This window comes from Promicromonospora sp. NPDC050880, assembly GCF_044456525.1.
Classification (GTDB): domain Bacteria; phylum Actinomycetota; class Actinomycetes; order Actinomycetales; family Cellulomonadaceae; genus Promicromonospora.
Map to the genome: position 1 here is coordinate 17,000 of NZ_JBITFV010000016.1, position 24,186 is coordinate 41,185.

16 protein-coding genes and 1 tRNA gene are annotated in these 24,186 nt (G+C 68.8%); all 17 read right to left on the reverse strand.

The window, feature by feature from the left end; genetic code table 11:
- Positions 1–59: 59 nt before the first annotated feature.
- Complete coding sequence (gene fusA / locus ACIBBF_RS20995) at positions 60–2,162, reverse strand: elongation factor G (protein WP_397417193.1); 2,103 nt, start codon at positions 2,160–2,162, stop codon at positions 60–62.
- Positions 2,163–2,254: 92 nt separating this feature from the next.
- Positions 2,255–2,725 (reverse strand): 30S ribosomal protein S7, encoded by a 471-nt coding sequence (gene rpsG / locus ACIBBF_RS21000; protein ID WP_119139920.1) that lies wholly within the window; start codon positions 2,723–2,725, stop codon positions 2,255–2,257.
- Entirely contained in the window at positions 2,725–3,099 is a 375-nt protein-coding gene (gene rpsL, locus ACIBBF_RS21005) for a 30S ribosomal protein S12 (protein WP_020016109.1), read from the reverse strand. The genes rpsG and rpsL overlap by 1 nt, the downstream gene beginning before the upstream one ends.
- Before the next feature lie 466 nt (positions 3,100–3,565).
- Positions 3,566–7,450, reverse strand: coding sequence for a DNA-directed RNA polymerase subunit beta' (locus ACIBBF_RS21010; protein WP_397417196.1), 3,885 nt, complete (start codon positions 7,448–7,450; stop codon positions 3,566–3,568).
- A gap of 96 nt (positions 7,451–7,546) precedes the next feature.
- A complete protein-coding gene (gene rpoB / locus ACIBBF_RS21015) occupies positions 7,547–11,059 on the reverse strand; it encodes a DNA-directed RNA polymerase subunit beta (protein WP_397417198.1) in 3,513 nt (1,170 codons plus the stop codon).
- A gap of 475 nt (positions 11,060–11,534) precedes the next feature.
- Positions 11,535–11,924, reverse strand: coding sequence for a 50S ribosomal protein L7/L12 (rplL, locus tag ACIBBF_RS21020; RefSeq protein WP_171103634.1), 390 nt, complete (start codon positions 11,922–11,924; stop codon positions 11,535–11,537).
- Positions 11,925–12,008: 84 nt separating this feature from the next.
- The gene (gene rplJ, locus ACIBBF_RS21025; protein ID WP_253835535.1) at positions 12,009–12,539 is read right to left on the reverse strand and encodes a 50S ribosomal protein L10; all 531 of its coding nucleotides are present in this window, start codon (positions 12,537–12,539) and stop codon (positions 12,009–12,011) included.
- Between the two features lie 312 nt (positions 12,540–12,851).
- Positions 12,852–15,449 (reverse strand): CHAT domain-containing protein, encoded by a 2,598-nt coding sequence (locus ACIBBF_RS21030; protein WP_397417202.1) that lies wholly within the window; start codon positions 15,447–15,449, stop codon positions 12,852–12,854.
- A gap of 142 nt (positions 15,450–15,591) precedes the next feature.
- Positions 15,592–18,207, reverse strand: coding sequence for a CHAT domain-containing protein (locus ACIBBF_RS21035; RefSeq protein WP_397417204.1), 2,616 nt, complete (start codon positions 18,205–18,207; stop codon positions 15,592–15,594).
- Between the two features lie 10 nt (positions 18,208–18,217).
- The gene (locus ACIBBF_RS21040) at positions 18,218–19,558 is read right to left on the reverse strand and encodes a S8 family peptidase (protein ID WP_397417206.1); all 1,341 of its coding nucleotides are present in this window, start codon (positions 19,556–19,558) and stop codon (positions 18,218–18,220) included.
- 217 nt (positions 19,559–19,775) lie between these two features.
- Positions 19,776–20,336: a hypothetical protein gene (locus ACIBBF_RS21045; RefSeq protein WP_397417209.1), complete on the reverse strand. Its 561-nt coding sequence runs from the start codon at positions 20,334–20,336 to the stop codon at positions 19,776–19,778.
- Positions 20,327–20,959 carry an RNA polymerase sigma factor gene (locus ACIBBF_RS21050; RefSeq protein ID WP_397417211.1) on the reverse strand — a complete coding sequence of 211 codons (633 nt, stop codon included), beginning with the start codon at positions 20,957–20,959 and terminating at the stop codon, positions 20,327–20,329. Before ACIBBF_RS21050 ends, ACIBBF_RS21045 begins: the two co-directional genes overlap by 10 nt.
- Before the next feature lie 277 nt (positions 20,960–21,236).
- Positions 21,237–21,953 carry a 50S ribosomal protein L1 gene (rplA, locus tag ACIBBF_RS21055; protein WP_397417213.1) on the reverse strand — a complete coding sequence of 239 codons (717 nt, stop codon included), beginning with the start codon at positions 21,951–21,953 and terminating at the stop codon, positions 21,237–21,239.
- Between the two features lie 89 nt (positions 21,954–22,042).
- Positions 22,043–22,474 carry a 50S ribosomal protein L11 gene (gene rplK, locus ACIBBF_RS21060; RefSeq protein ID WP_020016098.1) on the reverse strand — a complete coding sequence of 144 codons (432 nt, stop codon included), beginning with the start codon at positions 22,472–22,474 and terminating at the stop codon, positions 22,043–22,045.
- Between the two features lie 71 nt (positions 22,475–22,545).
- Positions 22,546–23,334, reverse strand: coding sequence for a transcription termination/antitermination protein NusG (gene nusG, locus ACIBBF_RS21065; RefSeq protein ID WP_397417216.1), 789 nt, complete (start codon positions 23,332–23,334; stop codon positions 22,546–22,548).
- A 247-nt stretch (positions 23,335–23,581) separates the two neighbouring features.
- Positions 23,582–23,827: a preprotein translocase subunit SecE gene (secE, locus tag ACIBBF_RS21070; RefSeq protein ID WP_119139948.1), complete on the reverse strand. Its 246-nt coding sequence runs from the start codon at positions 23,825–23,827 to the stop codon at positions 23,582–23,584.
- Between the two features lie 102 nt (positions 23,828–23,929).
- Positions 23,930–24,005: transfer RNA gene (locus tag ACIBBF_RS21075), tRNA-Trp, on the reverse strand.
- Positions 24,006–24,186 lie beyond the last annotated feature (181 nt).

Genomic DNA, 24,186 nt, shown 5'->3' on the forward strand with positions numbered 1-24,186 from the left:
AACTGCGGGGCGTTGCGGTTTTTCCTACAGGTTGGTTGTGCGGGTCGACCTGTGGGGACTCACTCGCCCCGGGTCTTCTTGATGATCTCTTCGGCAACCGCCTTGGGAACCTCGGCATAGCTGTCGAACTGCATCGAGTACACCGCGCGACCCTGGGTCTTCGACCGCAGGTCACCGATGTAGCCGAACATCTCGCTCAGCGGCACCTGGGCGCGAACGACCTTGACACCGGTCGCGTCCTCCATGGACTGGATCATGCCACGTCGGGAGTTGATGTCGCCGATCACGTCGCCCATGTACTCCTCGGGCGTACGCACCTCGACGGCCATGACCGGCTCGAGCAGGACCGGGTCGGCGCGCTTGACGCCTTCCTTGAAGACCATCGAACCGGCGATCTTGAACGCCATCTCCGAGGAGTCGACGTCGTGGTAGGCACCGTCGATCAGCGTCGCCTTCACGCCGACCACGGGGAAGCCGGCCAGCACACCCTGCTGCATGGCCGCCTGGATACCGGCGTCCACGGACGGGATGTACTCGCGCGGGATACGACCACCGGTGACGGCGTTCTCGAACTCGTAGAGCTCGCCCTCCGTCGTCTCCAGCGGCGCGAAGGTCACCTGGACCTTGGCGAACTGGCCGGAACCACCGGTCTGCTTCTTGTGCGTGTAGTCGATCTTCTCCGCCACCCGGCGGATCGTCTCGCGGTACGCGACCTGCGGCTTGCCGACGTTCGCCTCGACCTTGAACTCGCGACGCATGCGGTCGACGAGGATGTCGAGGTGGAGCTCGCCCATACCGCCGATGACGGTCTGGCCGGTCTCCTCGTCCAGCTTCACGCGGAAGGTCGGGTCCTCCTCGGCGAGCTTCTGGATGGCGGTCGACAGCTTCTCCTGGTCGGCCTTCGTCTTCGGCTCGATGGCCACGTCGATGACCGGCTCCGGGAAGGTCATCGACTCCAGGATCACCGGGTTCGCCGGGTCGCTCAGGGTGTCACCGGTGGTGACGTCCTTGAGCCCGATGAACGCGTAGATGTGGCCGGCCTGCGCCTCCTCGACCGGGTTCTCCTTGTTGGAGTGCATCTGGAAGAGCTTCCCGATGCGCTCCTTCTTGCCCTTGGTCGAGTTCTGGACCTGGGCGCCCTGGGCGACCTTGCCGGAGTAGACGCGGACGTAGGTGAGCTTGCCGAAGAACGGGTGCGACGCGACCTTGAACGCCAGCGCCGAGAACGGCTCCGTGGCGTCCGCGTGCCGCACGACGACCTTCTCCTCGTCCTTGACGTCGTGGCCCTCGATGGAGGGGACGTCGAGCGGCGAGGGCAGGTAGTCGATCACGGCGTCGAGCATGGGCTGCACGCCCTTGTTCTTGAACGCCGAGCCGCACAGGACCGGGAAGGCCTCCGAGTTGATGACGAGCTTGCGGATGCCGCCCTTGATCTCGGCGACCGTCAGCTCCTCACCGCCGAGGTACTTCTCCAGGAGCTCCTCGTCGGTCTCGGCGACGGCCTCGACCAGCTGGGCGCGGTACTCCTCCGCCTTCTCCTGGAGGTCGGCCGGGATCTCCTCGACCTCGTACTCCTCGCCCATCTTGGTGTCGCCGCGCCACGTGAGCGCCTTCATCTCGACCAGGTCGACGACGCCCTCGAAGTCGTTCTCAGCACCGATCGGGAGCTGGATGACGAGCGGCTTCGCCTTGAGGCGGTTGATGATGGTGTCCACGGTGAAGTAGAAGTCCGCACCGAGCTTGTCCATCTTGTTGACGAAGCAGATGCGCGGGACGTCGTACTTGTCCGCCTGGCGCCACACGGTCTCCGACTGGGGCTCGACACCCTCCTTGCCGTCGAACACGGCAACGGCACCGTCGAGCACGCGGAGCGAACGCTCCACCTCGACCGTGAAGTCGACGTGACCCGGCGTGTCGATGATGTTGATCTGGTTGTTCTTCCAGTAGCAGGTCGTCGCGGCGGACGTGATCGTGATGCCGCGCTCCTGCTCCTGCTCCATCCAGTCCATCGTCGACGCGCCGTCGTGCGTCTCACCGATCTTGTAGTTCACACCCGTGTAGAACAGGATGCGCTCGGTCGTCGTGGTCTTGCCGGCATCGATGTGGGCCATGATGCCGATGTTGCGGACCTTGTTCAGGTCGGTCAGCACGTCGAGTGCCACGGTGTCTTACCCCTTGGTCTAAAGGTGGGTGGGGAGCCGGCGGCTGCATCCACCGACGGCCCCGGGGGTCACCCGGGGCCGTTCGGAAGCTACTACCAGCGGTAGTGCGCGAAGGCCTTGTTGGAGTCGGCCATCTTGTGCATGTCCTCGCGGCGCTTGACCGCGGCACCGAGACCGTTCGACGCGTCGAGGATCTCGTTCATCAGGCGCTCGGTCATCGTCTTCTCGCGACGGGCGCGGGAGAAGTCGGTGAGCCAGCGCAGCGCGAGCGTCGTGGCGCGAGCCGGGCGCACGTCGACCGGCACCTGGTACGTGGCACCTCCGACGCGGCGCGAACGCACCTCGAGCGCGGGACGGACGTTGTCGAGCGCGCGCTTGAGCACGACGACCGGGTCACCGTCGGTCTTGGCACGGACGCCCTCGAGCGCACCGTAGACGATCGCCTCGGCGGTCGACTTCTTGCCGTCGAGCAGGACCTTGTTGATCAGCTGCGTGACGACCGGGGACCCGTACACCGGGTCGACGATGAGCGGCCGCTTCGGGGCCGGACCCTTGCGGGGCATCAGCTCTTCTCCTTCTTGGCGCCGTAACGGGACCGAGCCTGCTTGCGGCCCTTCACGCCCTGCGTGTCGAGCGCGCCGCGGACGATCTTGTAGCGGACACCGGGGAGGTCCTTCACACGGCCACCACGCACGAGCACGATGGAGTGCTCCTGGAGGTTGTGGCCGACACCGGGGATGTACGCGGTGACCTCGACCTGCGAGGAGAGCTTCACACGGGCGACCTTGCGGAGGGCCGAGTTCGGCTTCTTGGGGGTGGTGGTGTACACACGGGTGCACACGCCGCGCCGCTGCGGGGAACCCTTGAGGGCCGGGGTCTTCGACTTCCCGGCCTTCGAGGTCCGCCCCTTGCGGACGAGCTGCTGGATCGTAGGCACTACGTCTCCGTCGTCTTCTTGAGCTTCGGCGACGCCCTGCCGGCGTCCCCGTCGATGGTTCTGGCTTGTGCGTGCCGATCGCATGCGGCACCCACAGCCCCCACGGGGACTGCTACGCCACTTACCACCGGCTCGATGGCCCGGCTCCGCCGTCGGGGCACGACGTGCCCCGGGAGGTTCTCGCCGGGGTGCCCACGCACTCACATCGGCCGCTTCCGAAGCCGCCTTGCGGCGGCCTTCAGGAGGTGCGGCCCGACGGCGCAGGCACGGACTCCTAGGTTACCCGCGTGTTTACGGGGGGTCAAAACGAATCGGGTGTGAGGTGCGCCCGAGAAACCGCGGGAACAAGCGAGCGAACCTGCCAGATGCCCCCGCCGTCCCAGACGTGCAGGTCACGGGAGTGGCCTGCACGTCTGACACGTCAGCGCGCTTCTGACAGGTTCGCTACTTCGCAGTCAGGACCGGATCAGCGGAAGTCGCCGAGGTCCAGGTCCTCCAGCGGGATCGCCTCGCCCGAGCCCATGCCGAGCGTCGGGAAGTCGATCTCGTCGTAGCCGAAGCTCGGGTAGAGCTCGGCCTTGGCCTGCTCGGTGGGCTCGACCTCGACGTTGCGGTAACGGGGCAGACCCGTACCGGCCGGGATGAGCTTACCGATGATGACGTTCTCCTTGAGGCCCAGCAGCGGGTCGCGACGACCGCTCATCGACGCCTCGGTGAGCACCCGGGTGGTCTCCTGGAAGGAGGCCGCCGAGAGCCACGAGTCGGTCGCGAGCGACGCCTTCGTGATACCCATCAGCTCGGGACGGCCGGCGGCCGGCTGGCCACCTTCCGACACGGCCTTGCGGTTCGCGTCCTCGAAGCGCATGCGCTCCGCGAGCTCACCCGGCAGCAGCTGCGAGTCACCCGAGTCGAGCACGGTCACGCGACGCAGCATCTGCCGCACGATGACCTCGATGTGCTTGTCGTGGATGTCCACACCCTGGCTGCGGTAGGTCTCCTGGACCTGGTCCACCAGGTGCGTCTGCGTGGCGCGGGGGCCGAGGATGCGCAGCACCTTCTTCGGGTCGACGGCACCCTGGACGAGCTGGGTACCGACCGTCACGTGGTCGCCGTCCGCGATCTTCAGGCGGGCACGCTTGGTGACCGGGTACTTGATCTCCTCGCCACCGTCGTCCGGCGTCAGCACGAGGTGACGCGTCCGCTCGGTGTCCTCGATCGTCACGCGACCCGTGTACTCCGCGATGGGCGCCTCACCCTTGGGGGTGCGGGCCTCGAAGAGCTCGGTGACACGCGGCAGACCCTGCGTGATGTCCTCGGCCGCGGCCACACCACCGGTGTGGAAGGTACGCATCGTCAGCTGCGTACCCGGCTCACCGATCGACTGCGCCGCGATGATGCCGACGGCCTCGCCGATGTCCACGAGCAGGCCCGTGGCCAGGGAGCGGCCGTAGCACTTGGCGCAGGTACCGACGCGGGACTCGCACGTCAGGACCGAACGGACCTTGACGTTCTCGATGCCCGCGGCGATGACCTTGTCGATGATGACGTCGCCCGCGTCCGAACCGGCGGCCGCGATGACGTTGCCGTCGGCGTCCACCACGTCGGTCGCGAAGGTGCGCGAGTAGATGCTGGTCTCGACGCGGTCGTGCGGGACGAGCGAGCCGTCCGGCAGCTTCTCCGCGACGGGCAGCGTGAGGCCACGCTCCGTGCCGCAGTCCTCCTCGCGGATGATGACGTCCTGCGAGACGTCCACCAGACGACGGGTCAGGTAACCCGAGTCCGCCGTACGGAGAGCCGTGTCGGCCAGACCCTTACGGGCACCGTGCGTCGCGATGAAGTACTCGAGGACGGACAGACCCTCGCGGTAGTTGGACTTGATCGGACGAGGGATGATCTCGCCCTTCGGGTTCGCCACGAGACCGCGCATACCGGCGATCTGACGGACCTGCATCCAGTTACCACGGGCACCCGAGCCCACCATGCGCATGACGGTGTTGCGCTGGTCGCTCTCGAGGTTCTCCCGCATCGCCGAGGCGACGCGGTCGGTGGCCTGCGTCCAGATCTCGATGAGCTCCTGACGGCGCTCGTCGTCGGTGATCAGACCCTTGTCGAACTGCTGCTGGACCTTGAGGGCCCGGGCCTCGTGCTCGTCGAGGATCTCGCCCTTGACGGTCGGTGCCGCGACGTCCGAGATGGCGATCGTGACACCGGAGCGCGTGGCCCAGCGGTAGCCGGCGTCCTTCAGCGCGTCCAGCGCCGCGGCCACCTCCACCTTCGGGTAGCGCTCGGCGAGGTCGTTGACGATCGTCGACAGGCGCTTCTTGTCGGCCACGCCGTTCTCGTACGGGTAGTCGACGGGCAGCGCCTCGTTGAACAGGTACCGGCCGAGGGTGGTGTCGAACAGGAGCTGCTGCCCCTGCTCCCAGCCCTCGGGCGCCTCGAAGTCCTTCAGCGGCGGCACGAGGTCCGACATCCGAAGCTTGATCTTGGCGTTGATGTCCAGCTCGCCCCGGTCGAAGGCCATGATCGCCTCGGCCACGGAACCGAACGCACGGCCCTCGCCCACGGCGCCCGGACGGTCGCTCGTGAGGTGGTGCAGACCGATGATCATGTCCTGCGAGGGCATGGTCACCGGACGGCCGTCCGACGGCTTGAGGATGTTGTTGCTCGAGAGCATGAGGATGCGGGCCTCGGCCTGCGCCTCGGCGCTCAGGGGCAGGTGCACGGCCATCTGGTCACCGTCGAAGTCGGCGTTGAACGCGCCGCAGACGAGCGGGTGCAGGTGGATGGCCTTGCCCTCGACGAGCTGCGGCTCGAACGCCTGGATGCCCAGGCGGTGCAGCGTCGGCGCACGGTTCAGGAGCACGGGGTGCTCCGTGATGACCTCTTCGAGCACGTCCCAGACCACGGGACGGGTGCGCTCGACCATGCGCTTGGCGCTCTTGATGTTCTGCGCGTGGTTCAGCTCCACGAGCCGCTTCATGACGAACGGCTTGAACAGCTCGAGTGCCATCTGCTTGGGCAGACCGCACTGGTGCAGCTTGAGCTGCGGGCCGACGACGATGACCGAACGGCCCGAGTAGTCGACGCGCTTGCCGAGCAGGTTCTGGCGGAACCGGCCCTGCTTGCCCTTGAGCATGTCGGAGATCGACTTCAGCGGACGGTTGCCGGGGCCCGTCACCGGGCGACCACGACGGCCGTTGTCGAACAGCGAGTCCACGGCCTCCTGGAGCATCCGCTTCTCGTTGTTGACGATGATCTCCGGCGCGCCCAGGTCCAGGAGCCGCTTGAGGCGGTTGTTCCGGTTGATGACGCGGCGGTACAGGTCGTTCAGGTCCGACGTCGCGAACCGGCCACCGTCGAGCTGCACCATCGGGCGCAGGTCCGGCGGGATGACCGGGACGGCGTCGAGCACCATCGCGGTCGGCGAGTTCGTCGTCGTCAGGAACGCGTTGACGACCTTGAGGCGCTTGAGGGCGCGGGTCTTGCGCTGGCCCTTGCCGGAGCGGATGGTCTCCCGCAGCGACTCGGCCTCGGCCTCCAGGTCGAAGTTCTGCAGGCGCTGCTGGATCGCGTTCGCGCCCATCGCACCCTCGAAGTAGGTGCCGTAGCGGTCCTGGAGCTGGCGGTACAGCATCTCGTCGCCCTCGAGGTCGGCGACCTTGAGGTTCTTGAACCGGTCCCAGACCTGCTCGAGGCGGTCCAGCTCCTGGTCCGCGCGCTTGCGGATCTGAGCCATCTCGCGCTCGGCGGAGTCGCGGACCTTGCGGCGCGCGTCGGCCTTGGCACCCTCGGCCTCGAGCTCGGCCAGGTCGGCCTCGAGCTTCTGGGCGCGGGTGTTGATGTCGTTGTCGCGGCGGTCGGAGATCTCCTTCTTCTCGAGGTCGATCTCGTTCTGCAGGTTGGGCAGGTCCTCCTGGCGCGCCTCCTCGTCGACCGAGGTGATCATGTACGCCGCGAAGTAGATGACCTTCTCCAGGTCCTTCGGGGCGAGGTCCAGCAGGTAGCCCAGGCGGGACGGCACACCCTTGAAGAACCAGATGTGCGTGACGGGAGCGGCGAGCTCGATGTGGCCCATGCGCTCACGGCGGACCTTGGAACGCGTGACCTCGACACCGCAGCGCTCGCAGATGATGCCCTTGAAGCGCACGCGCTTGTACTTGCCGCAGTAGCACTCCCAGTCGCGGGTGGGGCCGAAGATCTTCTCGCAGAAGAGCCCGTCCTTCTCCGGCTTGAGGGTGCGGTAGTTGATGGTCTCGGGCTTCTTCACCTCACCGTGCGACCAGGCACGGATGTCCTCGGCCGTGGCGAGGCCGATACGCAGCTCGTCGAAGACGTTGACGTCGAGCAAGATGTCCTACTTCCTGAAGTTCTCGAAAATCCTTGGTGTCCAGGACCGCGCCTGGTGTCCAGGTCGGCGCCCGGGGTACCCGGGCGCCGACCGGTGTCAGATCTCGTCGACGCTGGAGGCGGCGTTCGGCCGCCGCGAGAGGTCGATGCCGAGCTCCTCAGCAGCGCGGTACACCTCGTCGTCGGACTCCTTCATCTCGATGGAGACACCGTCGCTCGAGAGCACCTCGACGTTCAGGCACAGCGACTGCATCTCCTTGAGAAGCACCTTGAAGGACTCCGGGATACCCGAGTCGGGGATGTTCTCGCCCTTGACGATCGCCTCGTAGACCTTCACGCGGCCCGGGACGTCGTCGGACTTGATGGTGAGCAGCTCCTGGAGCGTGTACGCGGCGCCGTACGCCTCGAGCGCCCAGACCTCCATCTCACCGAAACGCTGACCACCGAACTGCGCCTTACCACCCAGCGGCTGCTGCGTGATCATCGAGTACGGGCCGGTCGAGCGCGCGTGGATCTTGTCGTCGACCAGGTGGTGCAGCTTCAGGATGTACATGTAACCGGTGGAGACGGGCTCCGGGAACGGCTCGCCGGAGCGGCCGTCGAACAGCCGCGCCTTGCCGTCCTGGTTGACCATGCGCTGACCGTCACGGTTCGGCAGGGTCGCCCCGAAGAGACCGCGGAGCGCGACCTCCTCGAGACCGTCGAACACCGGCGTGGCGACCGGGCGACCCGGCTCGCTCTTGTGGGCGATCTCGGGCAGGCTCTCCAGCCACTCGCCGCCCTTGTCCTCGGCCAGCGAGACGTCCCAGCCCTGCTTGGCGATCCACCCGAGGTGGGTCTCCAGCACCTGGCCCACGTTCATGCGGCCCGGCACACCCAGCGGGTTGAGGATGACGTCGACCGGCGTGCCGTCCTCGAGGAACGGCATGTCCTCCTGCGGCAGGATCTTCGAGATAACGCCCTTGTTGCCGTGACGGCCGGCCAGCTTGTCGCCGACGGTGATCTTGCGGCGCTGCGCGATGTACACGCGCACCAGCTGGTTCACGCCGGCGGGCAGCTCGTCGCCGTCCTCACGGTTGAACTCGCGCACGGCGATGACCGTGCCCTGCTCGCCGTGGGGCACCTTGAGCGAGGTGTCGCGCACCTCGCGCGCCTTCTCACCGAAGATGGCGCGCAGCAGGCGCTCCTCCGGGGTCAGCTCGGTCTCACCCTTGGGGGTGACCTTGCCGACCAGGATGTCGCCCGCGCCGACCTCGGCACCGATGCGGATCACACCGCGCTCGTCGAGGTCCGCGAGGACCTCCTCGGAGACGTTCGGGATGTCCCGCGTGATCTCCTCGGGGCCGAGCTTGGTGTCACGCGCGTCGACCTCGTGCTCCTCGATGTGGATCGAGGAGAGGACGTCGTCCTCCACGAGGCGCTGCGACAGGATGATCGCGTCCTCGTAGTTGTGGCCCTCCCACGACATGAACGCGACCAGCAGGTTGCGGCCGAGCGCGAGCTCGCCCTCGTCCGTCGCCGGGCCGTCGGCGAGCACGGAGCCGACCTCGACCCGCGCGCCCTCCTCGACCAGCACGCGCTGGTTGTAGCTCGTGCCCTGGTTGGAGCGCACGAACTTGTGCACGCGGTACGAGCCCGTCGTGCCGTCGTCGTTCGCCACGAGGACCAGGTCGGCCGAGACCTCGGTGACCACACCGGGCTTGGTCGCCACGATGACGTCGCCGGCGTCGACCGCCGCACGGCGCTCCATGCCGGTACCGACCACGGGGGCCTCGGACCGCACCAGCGGCACGGCCTGGCGCTGCATGTTCGCACCCATGAGGGCGCGGTTGGCGTCGTCGTGCTCGAGGAACGGGATCAGGGCCGTCGCGACCGACACCATCTGGCGCGGCGAGATGTCCATGTAGTCGACCTCGGCACCCGGGATGTCGTTGGTCTCGCCACCCTTGGTGCGCACCAGCACGCGGTCGAGGAGGAACGTGCCGTCCTCGGCCAGCGGCGTGTTCGCCTGCGCGATGATGTAACGGTCCTCGTCGTCCGCCGTGAGGTAGTCGATCTGGTCCGTGACCTTGCCGTCGACGACCTTGCGGTACGGCGTCTCGATGAAGCCGAACGGGTTGATGCGACCGAACGACGCCAGCGAGCCGATCAGACCGATGTTCGGACCCTCAGGGGTCTCGATCGGGCACATGCGGCCGTAGTGCGACGGGTGGACGTCACGGACCTCCATGCCGGCGCGGTCACGGGACAGACCACCCGGGCCCAGCGCGTTCAGACGCCGCTTGTGCGTCAGACCGGCCAGCGGGTTGTTCTGGTCCATGAACTGCGACAGCTGCGAGGTACCGAAGAACTCGCGGATCGACGCCACCACGGGGCGGATGTTGATCAGCGTCTGCGGCGTGATGGCCTCGACGTCCTGCGTGGTCATGCGCTCACGGACCACGCGCTCCATGCGGGACAGGCCCGTGCGCACCTGGTTCTGGATGAGCTCGCCCACGGCGCGGATGCGGCGGTTGCCGAAGTGGTCGATGTCGTCGACCTCGACCCGCACCTCGACCGGCTGGCCGTTGCGGACGCCGTCCAGGGTGGTCTTGTCCGCGTGCAGCGCGGCCAGGTACTTGATCGTGGCGACCACGTCGGTCAGCGACAGCGTGGACTCGGCCAGCTCCGCGTCGACACCCAGCTTCTTGTTCGCCTTGTAGCGGCCGACCTTGGCGAGGTCGTAGCGCTTCGGGTTGAAGTAGAAGTTCTCCAGCAGCGCGCGGCCGGCCTCGACGGTCGGCGGCTCGCCCGGGCGGATCTTGCGGTACAGGTCGACCAGGGCCTCGTCCTCGGTGTGGACGTGGTCCTTCTCCAGCGTGTCGAGCACCGACGGGAACTCGGCGAACTCCTCGCGGATCTGCGCCTCGGTCATGCCGAGCGCCTTGAGCAGCACGGTGACGGACTGCTTGCGCTTGCGGTCGACACGCACGCCGACGGCGTCACGCTTGTCGATCTCGAACTCCAGCCAGGCGCCACGCGACGGGATGATCTTCGCGGAGAAGACGTCCTTGTCGCTGGTCTTGTCCGGGGTGCGCTCGAAGTACACGCCCGGGGAACGCACCAGCTGCGAGACGACGACGCGCTCGGTGCCGTTGATGATGAAGGTGCCGCGGGCGGTCATGAGCGGGAAGTCGCCCATGAAGACCGTCTGGCTCTTGATCTCACCGGTGGTGTAGTTGACGAACTCCGCGGTGACGAACAGCGGGGCCGCGTAGGTGAAGTCCTTCTCCTTGCACTCGTCCGCCGTGTACTTCGGCGGCTCGAAGCGGTGGTTCGAGAAGGAGAGGGACATCGAGGAGCCGAAGTCCTCGATCGGGGAGATCTCCTCGAAGATCTCTTCCAGACCCGAGGTTTCCGGGACATCATTACGGCCAGCCGCCTTGGCAGTTTCTACCCTCGCCTGCCAGGCTGGGTTACCGAGGAGCCAGTCGAAGCTCTCGGTCTGGAGGCCAAGCAGGTCCGGGACCTCGAGTGGCTCATAGATCTTTGCAAAGGAAACGCGACGGGAAGCGGTACGGTTCGCAATGGCTTCGGCGGACGGAGCTGAAGGGGTGCGCGAGGCAGCCAAGAGGGGTCCTTCCCTGCAGTTCGGGTGAACGCTGTACGCTCTGCGGTGCTGCAGGAAGCTCTGCCGGTCTTCACCGGTCACCGGAGGCCGTCCCACAGACGGGGACGGGACCAGGACTTTCGGGAAGCAGGGGGAGGCGTCGAGGGCACACGCGGGCGCAAAGCGCTAGCATACCTATCTCCCGTAAGTATGTCCAGTACCCCCAGCGCGCGCACGTCGAGACTGTGGTAAACCTCGAATCGTTGCGTATCCGCACTGCCGCGACGCTGCGGCCAGATCATGCCCTTCCCGAGGGTCAACGGGTGAACCGCGGGTGACATTCCCGCCGGCGACCTCCTCGAACGGTTCCCCGTGTACCCGAGACACGAGAGAGGCCCGCACCCTCGCGGGTACGGGCCTCTGCTGCGTCCGGCGGACGCCGCCCGGGACGAAACCCCGGCGGCGTCACGCCGTCACGAGGGCGTGAGCCCTCAGGTCACTTGAGCGTGACGGTGGCGCCGGCGCCCTCGAGGGCAGCCTTGGCCTTGTCGGCGGCGTCCTTGTCGACACCCTCCAGAACGGGCTTGGGGGCGCCGTCCACCAGGTCCTTGGCCTCCTTCAGACCGAGGGAGGTGAGGCCGCGCACCTCCTTGATGACCGCGATCTTCTTGTCGCCGGCGGCCTCGAGGATGACGTCGAACTCCGTCTTCTCCTCGGCGGCGGCAGCGCCGGCGTCGCCACCCGCGGGGGCGGCCACGGCCACGGCGGCCGGAGCGGCGGCGGTGACGTCGAACTTCTCCTCGAAGGCCTTCACGAAGTCGGAGAGCTCGATGAGGGTGAGCTCCTCGAAGGCGGACAGGAGCTCGTCGGTGCTGAGCTTCGCCATGATGGCGTTCCTTTCGGTTTGCGCTCCGCGGGCCGGGCACGGCCCGCCAGAAGCAGGGGGTTTTGTTCTAGCGCGACCGCCTGATCAGGCGGCAGCGCCCTCCGATTCCTGCTTCTGACGCAGGGCATCGATAGCGCGGGCGACCTGGGCGGGCTTGGCGGTGAAGGCGTACGCGGCACGCGTCAGCGTGGCCTTCAGACCGCCGGCCACCTTGGCCAGCAGAACCTCGCGGGACTCGAGGTCCGCGAGCTTCGTGATCTCTGCGCTGGACATCGGGCGGCCGTCGAGCACGCCACCCTTGATGACCAGAGCAGGGTTCGCCTTGGCGAAGTCACGCAGACCCTTCGCAGCCTCGACCGGGTCCCCGGTCACGAATGCGATGGCGGACGGGCCCTTCAGGTCGGCGTCGAGACCATCGACACCGGCCTCCTTGGCCGCGATCCCCGTCAGCGTGTTCTTCACCACGGCGTAGGTTGCGTTGCCGCTGAGCGACCGACGCAGCTCCTTGAGCTGCGCGACGGTGAGCCCGCGGTACTCGGTCAGCACGGCCGCGCTGGAGTCGCGGAACTTGTCCGCGAGCTCTGCGACAGCGGCTGCCTTGTCCGGCCTCGCCATGGCAATCCTTCCGGTGGTGGTACCACCGGCTCCCTGGGGCGTGAGCCCCGGGCTTGGCCCCGGAACGAGAAAGAGCCCCGGCGCAGGCGCACGGGGCTCGGTTCGTGCAGCAGGGCTGCACTCGAGTTCGTCACCTGCGCAGGCCCCCGCTCTCAGCGGGACTTCGGTCTTCTGCTCTCCCTGATGCTCCGAGGAGCGGGCAGCGTCGGACGACCGGCGGTCTTGGGTTACCCGAGAACTATACATGGCGACGGGCGTGCCGCCGCACGGGCGCCGGGTGTCACTCACCACACGGAGCCGGCGAGGTCGGCGTCAGCGGGGCAGGGCCTCCAGGGACGCGAAGCACACCAGGGGCGCCGGGTCGGACTCGGGCGCGAGTGCCGCCGCCAGTGCCGCCTCGGGGTCGTCGGTGGCCCGGAGGTGGGCGTGGAACCGCGGCATCACCCGAGCGGCCACGGCGTCCGAGAGCGGGGCGACGGCGGCGACGACGGCGCGCGCGCCGAGGCGCAGCAGCACCGCCGTCAGGCCGAGCACCTCGCCGCCCACCACCTGGGAGGAGCCGCCGACCTCGCAGGCGGACAGGATCACCACCGACCCTGGCAGGCGCGCGCCGTCGAGCTCGTGGGCGAACAGTGGGCCGTCGGCCAGGTCGATGCTGGCGAAGAGCGGGTTGTCGGCGTCGTGCGTGCCGTGGGTCGCGAGGTGCACGATGTCGTGCGTGACGAGCGCCTCGCGCACGGCCGTGGTCGTGGCGGCGGCGCCGGTGAGGACCGTCGCGCCGGGCCACATCCCGCCGACCGCCAGCACCTCGCTCGCGCCCAGGGTCACGCCGGGTCCGTGGGCGGCCAGCAGTCGGTGGGCCTTTCCCGGGGCTGCGGGCGCACGGCCGCGTGCCATGTAGGAGCGCATCGTCGTACGTCGTCCCCGCCGGGACGGGAGCGCCGTCCACGGCACCCCGACGATCGGCTCACGGCCGACGACGTAGAGCGGGCCGTCGGCGTCCAGCGGCCGCGCCAGGAGCGCGTCGAGGGCGTCGAGGTTCCGGGTCAGGGAGCGCCGGGCGGCCTCGTGCAGACCAGGCGGCACGAGGTCGTTGGCGCACACGCCGAGGTCGGCCCGGGCCCGGAGCACGCGTTCGGTGACCTCGGCCCGAGACCCCAGCTCCAGCAGTCGCGCGCCGTGCGCGTCGACGCGGACGCAGCGCAGCACGCCGTCGATCACGAAGAAGTTGGCGACGACGGCACCGTCGTCACGGGCGGCGAGGAGCTGCCGGACCTCCGCCGTCCCGGCCGGACGTTCCTCGACGACGTCGTGGTGGGCGCCGGTGCGGTGCCAGGCTCGCTCGCGCGCGGCCGCCAGGAGCCTGCGCGATCGCTCGAACAGGTAGGCGCGCTCGGTCGCGCTGTCCCGGTCGGTGAGCGTCCGGGCGCGGGCGACGAGGCCGCGAGCCTCGGTGACGAGCGCGCCGACGGCGGGTTCGTCCGGTGCGGTGGTGCCGCCCACCCCGGCGAAGGTGGCCCGCCCCCGCTCGACGGCCTCGAACAGCCAGTCCGGCCGACCGGTCTGCAGCGCGGCACGCACGTCGGTCCACTGCAGGTCGACGCCGTGCACGGCCGCGGCGGTCACGGACTCGACCGAGCCGAGGCCCACGCGGTGGTCGGCGAGCAGGCCGAGGCCTGTGGTCACCGCCTGGATGCCGGCGTCCCGGTGGCCGGACGCGAACGCGAGCTGGGCGAGCACCGTCTGGCGCTGGATGCGCGTGGACAGCGGGGCGTCGGCGATGGCGGCCGGGAGACTGTCGAGCACGGCCCGGGCCGCGGCGACGTCGCCGGCGAGCAGGTACCAGTGCGCGGCGACGAAGCGTGCGGTCAGGCCGGGATGCTGGCCGAGCAGGGGGTCCACCTCGTCGCCCGCCTCGGCGGCGGCCATGGCCTGCTCGGCCCGGTGGCGGGCGTCGTCGGGCACGGGGGCCTCGCCGCGCCGGATCGGCAGGAGGATCGCCTCCAGCTCGGCGACGCGTGCGACGGCGGCACGCTGCGGATGGCCGACGCCGGTGTAGTACCGCCGCGCGAAGGCCGCTCCCGCGCGGGCCTCGTCCCAGCGGTGCAGCGCCATGAGGCAGCGCGCTCGGAAGTACTCGGCCTCGGCACGATGGTGCGCGCGGCCAGGCACCACCATGCGGGAGATCGCCTGGGTGAGGACCTGTTCGGCGTCCTCCAGCAGCCCGGCCTCGTAGAGGACGGCGCCACGGCCGATGTCGAGCACGCCGTCGGCACGCTCGGGGTCGACGGCACGAGCGGCGGCCATGGCCTGGAGCGCGCCCGGCAGGTCGCCGAGCGCGTACCGGACGAAGCCCGTGTTGTGCAGGGCCAGGGACGCGATGCCAGGCAGGTCGGCACGCATCGCCAGCTCGTGGCAGGCGTCGAAGTCGCGGAGCGCGGTGTCCAGCCGGCCGAGCTCGATGGCGGCCGCACCCCGGTTGAGCAGGGCGGTCGCGTGGTCGCGCACGGGGAGCACCGCCACGTCCGCGAGCACCCGGTCGAAGGCGGTCACCGCCTCGACGAGCCGGCCCGCACGCTGGAGCAGCAGACCACGCGTGCCTTCGACGACGGCGGTGAGCCGGCGGCGGACGCTGGGCGGCGCAGCGTCCACGCGGGCGTCGGCGTCCTCGAGCAGGGCGAGGGGCTTGTCCAGGGTCTCCCCCACGGCGTGGACGGCGACGGCCTCCCCCGCCAGCGAGCGGACCATGCCCTCCGCCCAGCGTTCGCGGTCGGTAGCGCTGAGCGTGGCCAGATCGACGACGCGCAGCCGGTCGAGGACCTCCCGGAACCGCGGCAGGGCATCGCCGGGCCGCGACCGGGAGTTGAGCTCCCGGGCGGCCAGCAGCTCCGCCTCGAGTTCCGGCCACATGCTTGTCCCCTTGCCTCTGCGGGCCCTCGTGGGGCACCGGGCGGGACACGATAGCGGGGCGGAATGGGCGCTGTCATCGCCCGCTGCGACGACGCAGGTCAGCGCGTCGGGCTCGGGTGAAGACGATCTTCGGGCGGCGGAATCACCCCGCAGTGAGTCCCTCGACCGAGCTGAAGCAGACGAGAGGGACGGGCTGGGCGACGTCGGTCAGCGCGGCCGCGAGCGCCGCCTCGGGATCGTCGGTCTCACGCAGGTGCGCGTGCAGGCGGGGCATGACGCGGGCGGCGAGCTCGTCGGAGAGCTTGGCGACCGAGGCGATGACGGCGCGGGCGCCGAGGCGGAGGAGCACGGAGGTGAGGCCCAGGAGCTCACCGCCGAGCACCTGGGTCGAACCACCGACCTCGCAGGACGACAGGATCACCACCGACCCGGGCAGCGGAGTGCCGTCGAGCTCGTGGGCGAACAGCGGGCCGTCGGCGAGGTCGATGCTCGCGAAGAGTGGGTTGTCGGCGTCGTGCTGGCCGTGCGTGGCGAGGTGGACGACGTCGTGCGTGGCGAGGGCCTTGCGGACCTGCTCTGTGACGGCGTCCTTGCCGGTCAGCACGGTTGCACCGGGCCACTGCTCACCGACGGCCCGGGCCTCGTCGGCACCGTGCCGGACCCCGGGGCCCGCTGCGGCGAGCAGCTTGCCCTCGCCCGTGGGTCGCGCGTGGGTACGTCCGCGCGCGACGTAGGAGTTCACGGAGGTGCGCAGGCCGCTGCGCGACGGGAGCGCCGCCCACGGAACGCTGAGCAGTGGCTCACGGGCGACGACGTACAGGTCGCCGTCGGCGCGGAGCGGGGCGAGCAGGATGGCGTCGAGGGCCTTGAGGTTGCGTTCGAGGGATGCTGTGGCCGCGGCGCGGAGCGGGGCGGGGATCAGGTCGTTGGCGGCCATGGCGAAGTCGGCGGTGAGGCGGCGGACGTGTTCGACGACGTCGTCGGCGGGGCCGATGTCGACGGCGGTGACGCTGGTGGCGTCGACGCGGACGCAGCGGAGCGTGCCGTTCATCGAGACGAAGTTGGCGACCACGGAATCCCTGTCACGAACGTTCAGGATGCCCCGGAGCTCGCGTGCCGTGACCGGTCGCTGCACCGCACCGGCGTTGCCGGCATGCCGCCAGGAGCGTTCGCGGACCTCGCCTTGGATCCGCGTGGCACGACGGGTGAGCATCTCGCGTTCTCCAGACTGATCCGCGCCCAGCTCGCGAGCTCTGACCAGTAGTGCTCGTGCCTCGGTCAGGAGTGCTGCTGCCTCCGGATCGTCCGGTGGAGTGACTCGGCCGGTGCCCGCGAACGTGGCACGGCCACGTTCCAGGGCATCGAACAGCGCTTCAGGCCTGCCGGTGCGGACGGCGGCTTCGACATCCACTCGTGTGAGATCGACGCCATGAGCGGCCGCAGCCGTGACCGACTCGACGGATCCAAGCCGACTGCGATGGCTGGTCAACAGCCCGAGCCCCGCTCGTACGGCGCGCAGACCCCGGGCGCGATCAGCCGTTGCGAAGGCAAGCTCAGCCTGAACGGTGTAGTGCTGGAGGCGAACTGTCAGTGGTGCGCTCGTCATGGTGCGGGGCATCTGCGCCCTGACGGATCGCGCGGCATCCACGTCACCGCTCAGCAGAAACCACCGAGCAGCAACGAGTCGTGCGGTGTGGCCTGGGTGATAGCCGAACGTCGGTCCTGCCTCGTCCCCTGCTTCAGCCACGACGAGTGCTTTCCGCGCCCACCGCCGGGCGGTGGCCAGTGGATAACGACCTGGTGCGCGTCGAGCCGCTGACAGCAAGGCCTCCAGCTCGAGAACTCTCGCGAGCGCAGCCATCGACCGTTGCCCGCCACGTTCGAATCGACGTCGTGCTTGTGCTGCCTGCGCCTGCGCCTCGTCGAAGCGGTCAAGCCCCATCATGGCCCGTGCGCGGAACCACTCCGCCACCGCATGGTCGCTTCGTAGTGCTGCGCGTGCCAAACGATCGGCTGCACGCGACAACAGCTGTTCGGCATCCGCGAGCAGCCCGCTCTCGAATAGCACCTCGGCACGGCCGAGCTCCGGGATGCCGTCGTCCTGGTCGGGCGCCGCGAGCCGGGCCTGCTCCATCGAGCGCAGCGCACCTGGCAGGTCGCCCAGCGTGTACTGCGCGTAGCCGAAGTTGTGCAATGCGAACGAGACGAACTGTGGGTCGCCCAACGCGACAGCGTGTGCCCTCGCCTCTTCGTAGTCACGGAGCGCATCGGAGAACTCTCCGAGCATGCCGAACACCGCACCCCGGTTCAGGTAGGCGATCGCGAGGTCACGATGGCCGTTCAGCCCTGGTGTTTCGACGGCTTCTGTGAGGTGCTCAAGAGCTTGTCGTACGTCGCCAGACCGTGAGTGGAGCACTCCGCGCTGCACGAAGATCAGGCACGACATCGAGGGATCGTGGACTCTGCTCTCGATCTCCGCCGCCCGGTCGCACAGCGCGAGCGCCTCGCCAAGCGACCCGGTGAGCGCATAGACCGGGTTCGACAGCCCCAGGTAGCTCCGCACCATCAGCTCCGCCCACTGGGCCCGGCCTTTGGCATCGAGACGACCTGGATCAAACTCGGCCAGATCAGCGAGCAGCGCACGAAAGCCAGACTCCGCAGACGCCCACTTGGCTCGCGAATGCAGGTCGCGGGCGGCTGCCAGCCGCTCGAACAGCCGACCCCACGGACCGGTACGAGTGGTCGCCTCCACGCTCACCCCGTCATGTTCAATGCGGGATCGGTAATCCCGTCGCCTGGTGTGCAGCCTCCCACGCCGCCGCAACCCGGTCAGCCGGCCCTTCGGCCATACGGCCGTCCAGGAGGTGCTGGGCGAGTTCGCCTGCCAGCACTGGCGACGCGAACGACGTCCCGCTCCACGTCGCAAAGCCACCCGTGAAGTCGTCCGGGTCGACCGATTCGCGCCCTCCGTCCGCCACTCGCTGGGGTGGCAGGGCGCCATCGGCGGTCGTTGGCATGGTGCTGTGGACATTGGTGCCCGGGCGCACGCTGGTCACCCACGGGCCATCATTGGCGAACTCCGCCAGGGTGCCGTTCGGGTTCGACGCTGTGACCACCAGCAGAGGCGTGTAGTCCGCTCGCAAGTCGTGGACGTTCAACGGCTCTGCCCGGCCGTCGACCCGGCGAACATGGGGAGCCCAGGCCGCGGGAAACACCGGGCGTTCGCCGCCGTCGTTTCCTGCGGACGCGACGACCAGCACACCGGCCCTCCGGAGATCTCGCAGAACACCTCGGAGCATTCCCTCGTAGTCGTCCAGGTCCGGGTCCTCCGGCTGGAAGCCGAGCGCCAGGACCACGACGTCGACGGGGGTATACCCATCAATGCCGGAAACACCTCGCAAGTGGTACTCCAGCAACCTCTCGAGCGAACGCACGAGGTCCCACTCGCGTACTTCTCCATCTGTGTACATCACCCGCACCGGAAGGATCGCCGCGTCCGGGCACACCTGGTGCACGACCCCCGCGATGAAGGTTCCGTGGCCGGTATACGGTGCCAGTTCCGTCGATGGTTCATGACCTGCCACCGGCTCGTCGTCCGTGAAAGTGCCGATGGGCCGTCCGTCGAGTTCTGCGTCCCGAATGACGACGTGTGAGCTGTCGAACCACGGATGGGCTCCGATTCCGGTGTCGACGAGGGCTACCACCGGGCGCTGGACCCCGGACTCGGCAAGCCACGGCACAGGGCCCGCTCCAAGCGCTCGGCGCGGTACCGGGCCAACGTGACGAGATGGCTCTCGATCGCCGGGGTTGGCGACACCGGGCCGATTCTGGTGTCCGTGCAGCACGTGGTCGAGCCCGATCCTCTTGCGATCGTCCTCACTGGCCAGAGTCGCCACGTCGTCCAGCAGGTCCCACACATCAGCGTCCTCGGCGCCACCGGCCGCCACGTGCAGCGCAACGCCCGTACGCGGCACCTCCGACCTCATCGGTGCCGGGGCCAGCTCCTCCATCTCCAGGGACAGCCCTCGCTCGGCCGCACGCTCCTGGAGCAGCGCCAGCAGGCTGTCGTCCTCGCCCGGCGCACTGCGCACGATCAGCCGGTCCGCCACGTACCGCGTCGGCGCCAGTCGAACGTCACGGCGGCAAGGTGCCTCCGCCGGATCCAGCTCCCGGACCGGCCGCCACCCCCCGGCATGGTCCCGTACGCGCAGCTCCGACTCGGGCATGGGCTCACTCACAGCAATACCTCTCCATCGACAACGATTGCTCAGCGAATCCCGCCGCGCCCCTCGGCCGGATCATCAGGTGTTCAGGAAGTTCAGCAGCTCACAGCTCGATCACCGGCGTGCTCACGGCCCCGCCCCCGCCATCGGTCCGGCGCACCACCAGGCTCGCGCGCCCTCGCTCGACAGAGTCGAAGGCGAACCGGCCGTCCTCGTCGGAGGCCGTCGTCACGACGTCGACCCCCGGGCGGTGCAGCTCGACGGACAGGCCCGCCGCCGGGGCCGCCCAGCCGTCGATGCGGACGCGACCGCCCGCGGCCGGCGACAGGCTGATCATCACGGTCAGCGAGTCGTGCGTGAAGGTGATGGTCTTGGCCTCGGCCGGTGCGGCGTCGTCGGCACGTGCTGCGGCGGCGGCCCCCCGGACGCCCGCGAGCGGCGTGTCGAGGTAGACCGCCTCCATCAGGTCGGCCTCCAGGCCGGCCAGCGTGATCGCGAAGAGCGAGCGCTCCACGAGATCGTCCGGCACGGGGTCCACCGTCTCCACCAGCCGGGCGAGCCGGGTCAGCACGGCACCGTCCCCGGCGTCCAGCACGCCCTTCGGGTCGAACGAGAGGTCCCCCACGGCCTCGTCGTCCTTGTTCGGTTCCGGCGTCAGGTCCACGAGAAGTCCCCCTGCTCGTCGAGGATGGTGCGCAGCTTCGCCAGGCAGCGACCACGGGTCGAGCCGATGGAACCCATCGGCATTCCGATCGCCGCCGAGATGTACCGGTAGTCCGGCCGGTCGGCGAGCGACACCAGACGCAGCAGCTCTTGGCAGCGTCCGGGAAGTTTCTGGAGCGACGTCCACAGGATGCGGTCGCGCTCGTCGCGCAGGACCTCGGCGTCGGGCAGCGGGTCCTTCGCGGGGAGCGACGCCGGGTGCTCAGGACTGTCGTCCGGGAGCTCGGTACGGCGCTTCTCGTCGTCGCGGTGCTTGCGCACGGCTTCCCAGGCGGCGCGCTTCGCGGTGACCAGCAGCCACTTCAGCACGGCCTTGGGCTCGGCGATGGTCTCCGCGTGCCGGACGAGGGCGACCCAGGTGCTCTGCACCACGTCCTCCGCGGCGTCGGGCTCGACGCCCTGCGCGCGGACCGTGTGCCAGAGCAGCGGTGTCGCCTCGCGCACCAGGTCGCCCAGCGCCTGGGGGTTGCCCTCGCGGTAGTCGGTCAGTGCGATCGCCGCGCGATCGCCGAGTGTGAGACCGGACCCGTCGACGTCGGGCAGGGCCTCCCTTGATCCTGTCATTGCACCACGGGATTCTCTGCTGGCGGATGTTTCCACATCCGGCACAGGACGTGGAGTACTTGGACCAGCCGAGTCTACGACCGACGCCGTGGCTCCGGGGAGGTGGAAGACCGTGCCCACCAGGCACTCCTCTCTCCTCGGCGCACGGCGGCAGGGTGCCGCTCACCAGACAAGAGGGACGAGCACCAGGTTCGATACATCGGACTGAGCACAGATCAAAAAGGCCCGCATCCCTGTCGGGATGCGGGCCTCCTTGTGCTCAGGAGAGCTGCTCGGCTCAGGCCGAGAGCTCCTCCAGCAGCTTGGTGGTCTTGCTCTGGTCCAGCGGGATGCCGGGGCCCATCGTCGTGGTCATCGTGGCCTTGCTGATGTAGCGGCCCTTCGACGACGACGGCTTGAGACGCAGGACCTCGTCGAGCGCGGCGGCGTAGTTCTCCAGCAGCTGAGCCTCCGAGAAGGAGGACTTGCCGATGATGAAGTGCAGGTTCGCGTGCTTGTCGACGCGGAACTCGATCTTGCCGCCCTTGATGTCGGACACAGCCTTGGTGACGTCCATGGTCACGGTGCCGGTCTTCGGGTTCGGCATGAGGCCGCGGGGGCCCAGCACCTTACCGAGACGACCGACCTTGCCCATGAGGTCCGGCGTGGCCACGGCCGCGTCGAAGTCGGTGTAGCCGGCGGCCACCTTCTCGATGAGCTCGTCGCCACCGACCTCGTCGGCACCGGCCGCGCGGGCCTCCTCCGCCTTGGCGGCGTTGGCGAACACGATGACCTTGGCGGTCTTACCCGTGCCGTTCGGCAGGTTGACCGTGCCGCGGACCATCTGGTCCGCCTTGCGCGGGTCCACGCTCAGCCGGAACGCGACCTCGACGGTGGCGTCGTACTTGACCGTGGCGGTCTCCTTGGCCAGGCGGATGGCCTCGAGCGGCGAGTACAGGTTCTCGCTGTCGATCTTCTCCGCGGCGGCGAGGTACGCCTTGCTGCGCTTTGCCATGTTTCTCTCCTCTTGTGGTCGTAGCGGGCCTCGCGGCCCTGCCACTGTGGCGCCCGACGCCGTTCGCCGGGTCACCGTGGTCCTTCAGCTCACTCCGAGACGGTGATGCCCATCGAGCGGGCGGTGCCCGCGATGATCAGCGACGCGGCGTCGAGGTCGTTCGCGTTCAGGTCCGGCAGCTTGGTCGTGGCGATCTCGCGGACCTGGTCCTTGGTGATCGAGGCGACCTTGACCGTGTGCGGCGTCGCGGAGCCCTTGGCCACACCGGCGGCCTTCTTGATCAGCTCGGCGGCCGGCGGGGTCTTGGTGATGAAGGTGAACGAGCGGTCCTCGTACACCGTGATCTCGACCGGGATGACGTTGCCGCGCTGCGACTCGGTCGCCGCGTTGTACGCCTTGCAGAACTCCATGATGTTCACGCCGTGCTGACCCAGCGCGGGGCCGATCGGCGGAGCCGGCGTCGCGGCGCCGGCCTGGATCTGCAGCTTGATGAGGCCGGAGACCTTCTTCTTCGGGGGCATGCGTTGTCTACCTTCTGTTGGGTGGGCCTACGCCGTGGGCGATGACCCGGTTGCAATGCTGGGACGAACGGTCAGATCTTGGCGACCTGGTTGAAGCCCAGCTCGACCGGGGTCTCCCGGCCGAAGATGGAGACGAGGACCTTGAGCTTCTGGGCCTCGACGTTGATCTCGGAGATCGAGGCGGGCAGCGTGTCGAACGGCCCGTCCGTGACGGTCACCGACTCGCCCACCTCGAAGTCGACGTGGACCGGGGCCTTGCCCGCGGTCGACGCCGCGGCGGCGCCCGCTGCGGGCTGGCCGCCCTGCGCCTGCTGCGGCAGCATCGACGGCGCGAGCATCGAGTAGATCTCGTCGAAGCTCAGCGGGACCGGCTGGTGCGTGTGCCCGACGAAGCCCGTGACACCCGGCGTGTGCCGGACGGCGCCCCACGACTCGTCGGTCAGGTCCATGCGCACGAGGACGTAGCCCGGGATGCGGACCCGGCTCACGATCTTCTTCTGCGCGTTCTTGATCTCGGCGACCTCTTCCATCGGAACCTCGACCTGGAAGATGTAGTCCTCCATGTTCAGGCTCTGGATGCGGTTCTCGAGGTTGGTCTTCACGCGCTTCTCGTAGCCCGCGTACGAGTGGATGACGTACCAGTCGCCCGGCTGGCTGCGGAGGGTCCGCTTGAACTCCTCGACCTCGTCCACGATGACGTCGCCGTCGGCGTCGACGACTCGCTCCTCGGTGGCCTCGTCGGGAGTCTCGGCGTCCGCAGGCACGTCAGCGTTCTCGGCGTCCAGGGGCGCATCGACGGCCGCCTCGTCGCCGTCGGGCGTCGAGGCGTTCTCCGTCTGGTCCAGAGAGTCCTGGGACACGAACGAACCTGCTTTCTCTTCGTGCGCCGGGGCTGCGCCCGGCACGGGTGTGCGTACCTCTACGAGCTGTATCCGCTCATTGTCGCGCGAAAACACCGCGAAGGAACAATCGGCGACAGGCGAGAACGATCACAGCGAGATACTGCGCAGCGTGCACCATGCCCCGGCGTGGCGCACCCCGACCGGATCGGGACCGCAGCCCTGGGCCGACGACGGTCGCCTCAGCGACCGGCCCGGATCTGCTCGGTCAGCCGAAGACCCAGCCGGCGAGCATGCCGAAGGCGTAGTCCAGCGCGACCACGAAGATCATGACCACGACAAGGAAGACCAGCACCACCGTCGTGTAGGTGACGAGCTCGGAACGCGTCGGCGACACGACCTTCTTGAGCTCGGCCACCACCTGGCGCACGAAGAGCGCGATACGGGCGAAGATGTTGCCGTTGCCCTTGCTCGGACGCTCCGCGGCGCTCTGGATCACCTCGGTGTCGCTCACTGCTACCCCACTCCTGTGGCCCGGCGCGCCCGGGCGGCGCGGACTGGCTTGCCAGGTCCACTCACGTGGGCCCGCTGCGCGCGGCCCCGCTGGGGTTCACGCTGGCAGGGTAGACAGGACTCGAACCTGCAACCTGCGGTTTTGGAGACCGCTGCGCTACCAATTGCGCCACTACCCTCTGTGTCCGATGCCTTGTCAGATGTCCGCACACCGTGCCCCGAGGGGCGCAGGACATCAGGTGAGCATCGATCACCGAGGCACAACTGTACGGTACCCACGGCCGTAGGTCGAACCCGTTCCCACCAGCCCCGGGAACGGCCCCGGGAGCGGTGTCCACCGAACGACGGACACCAGGTGCA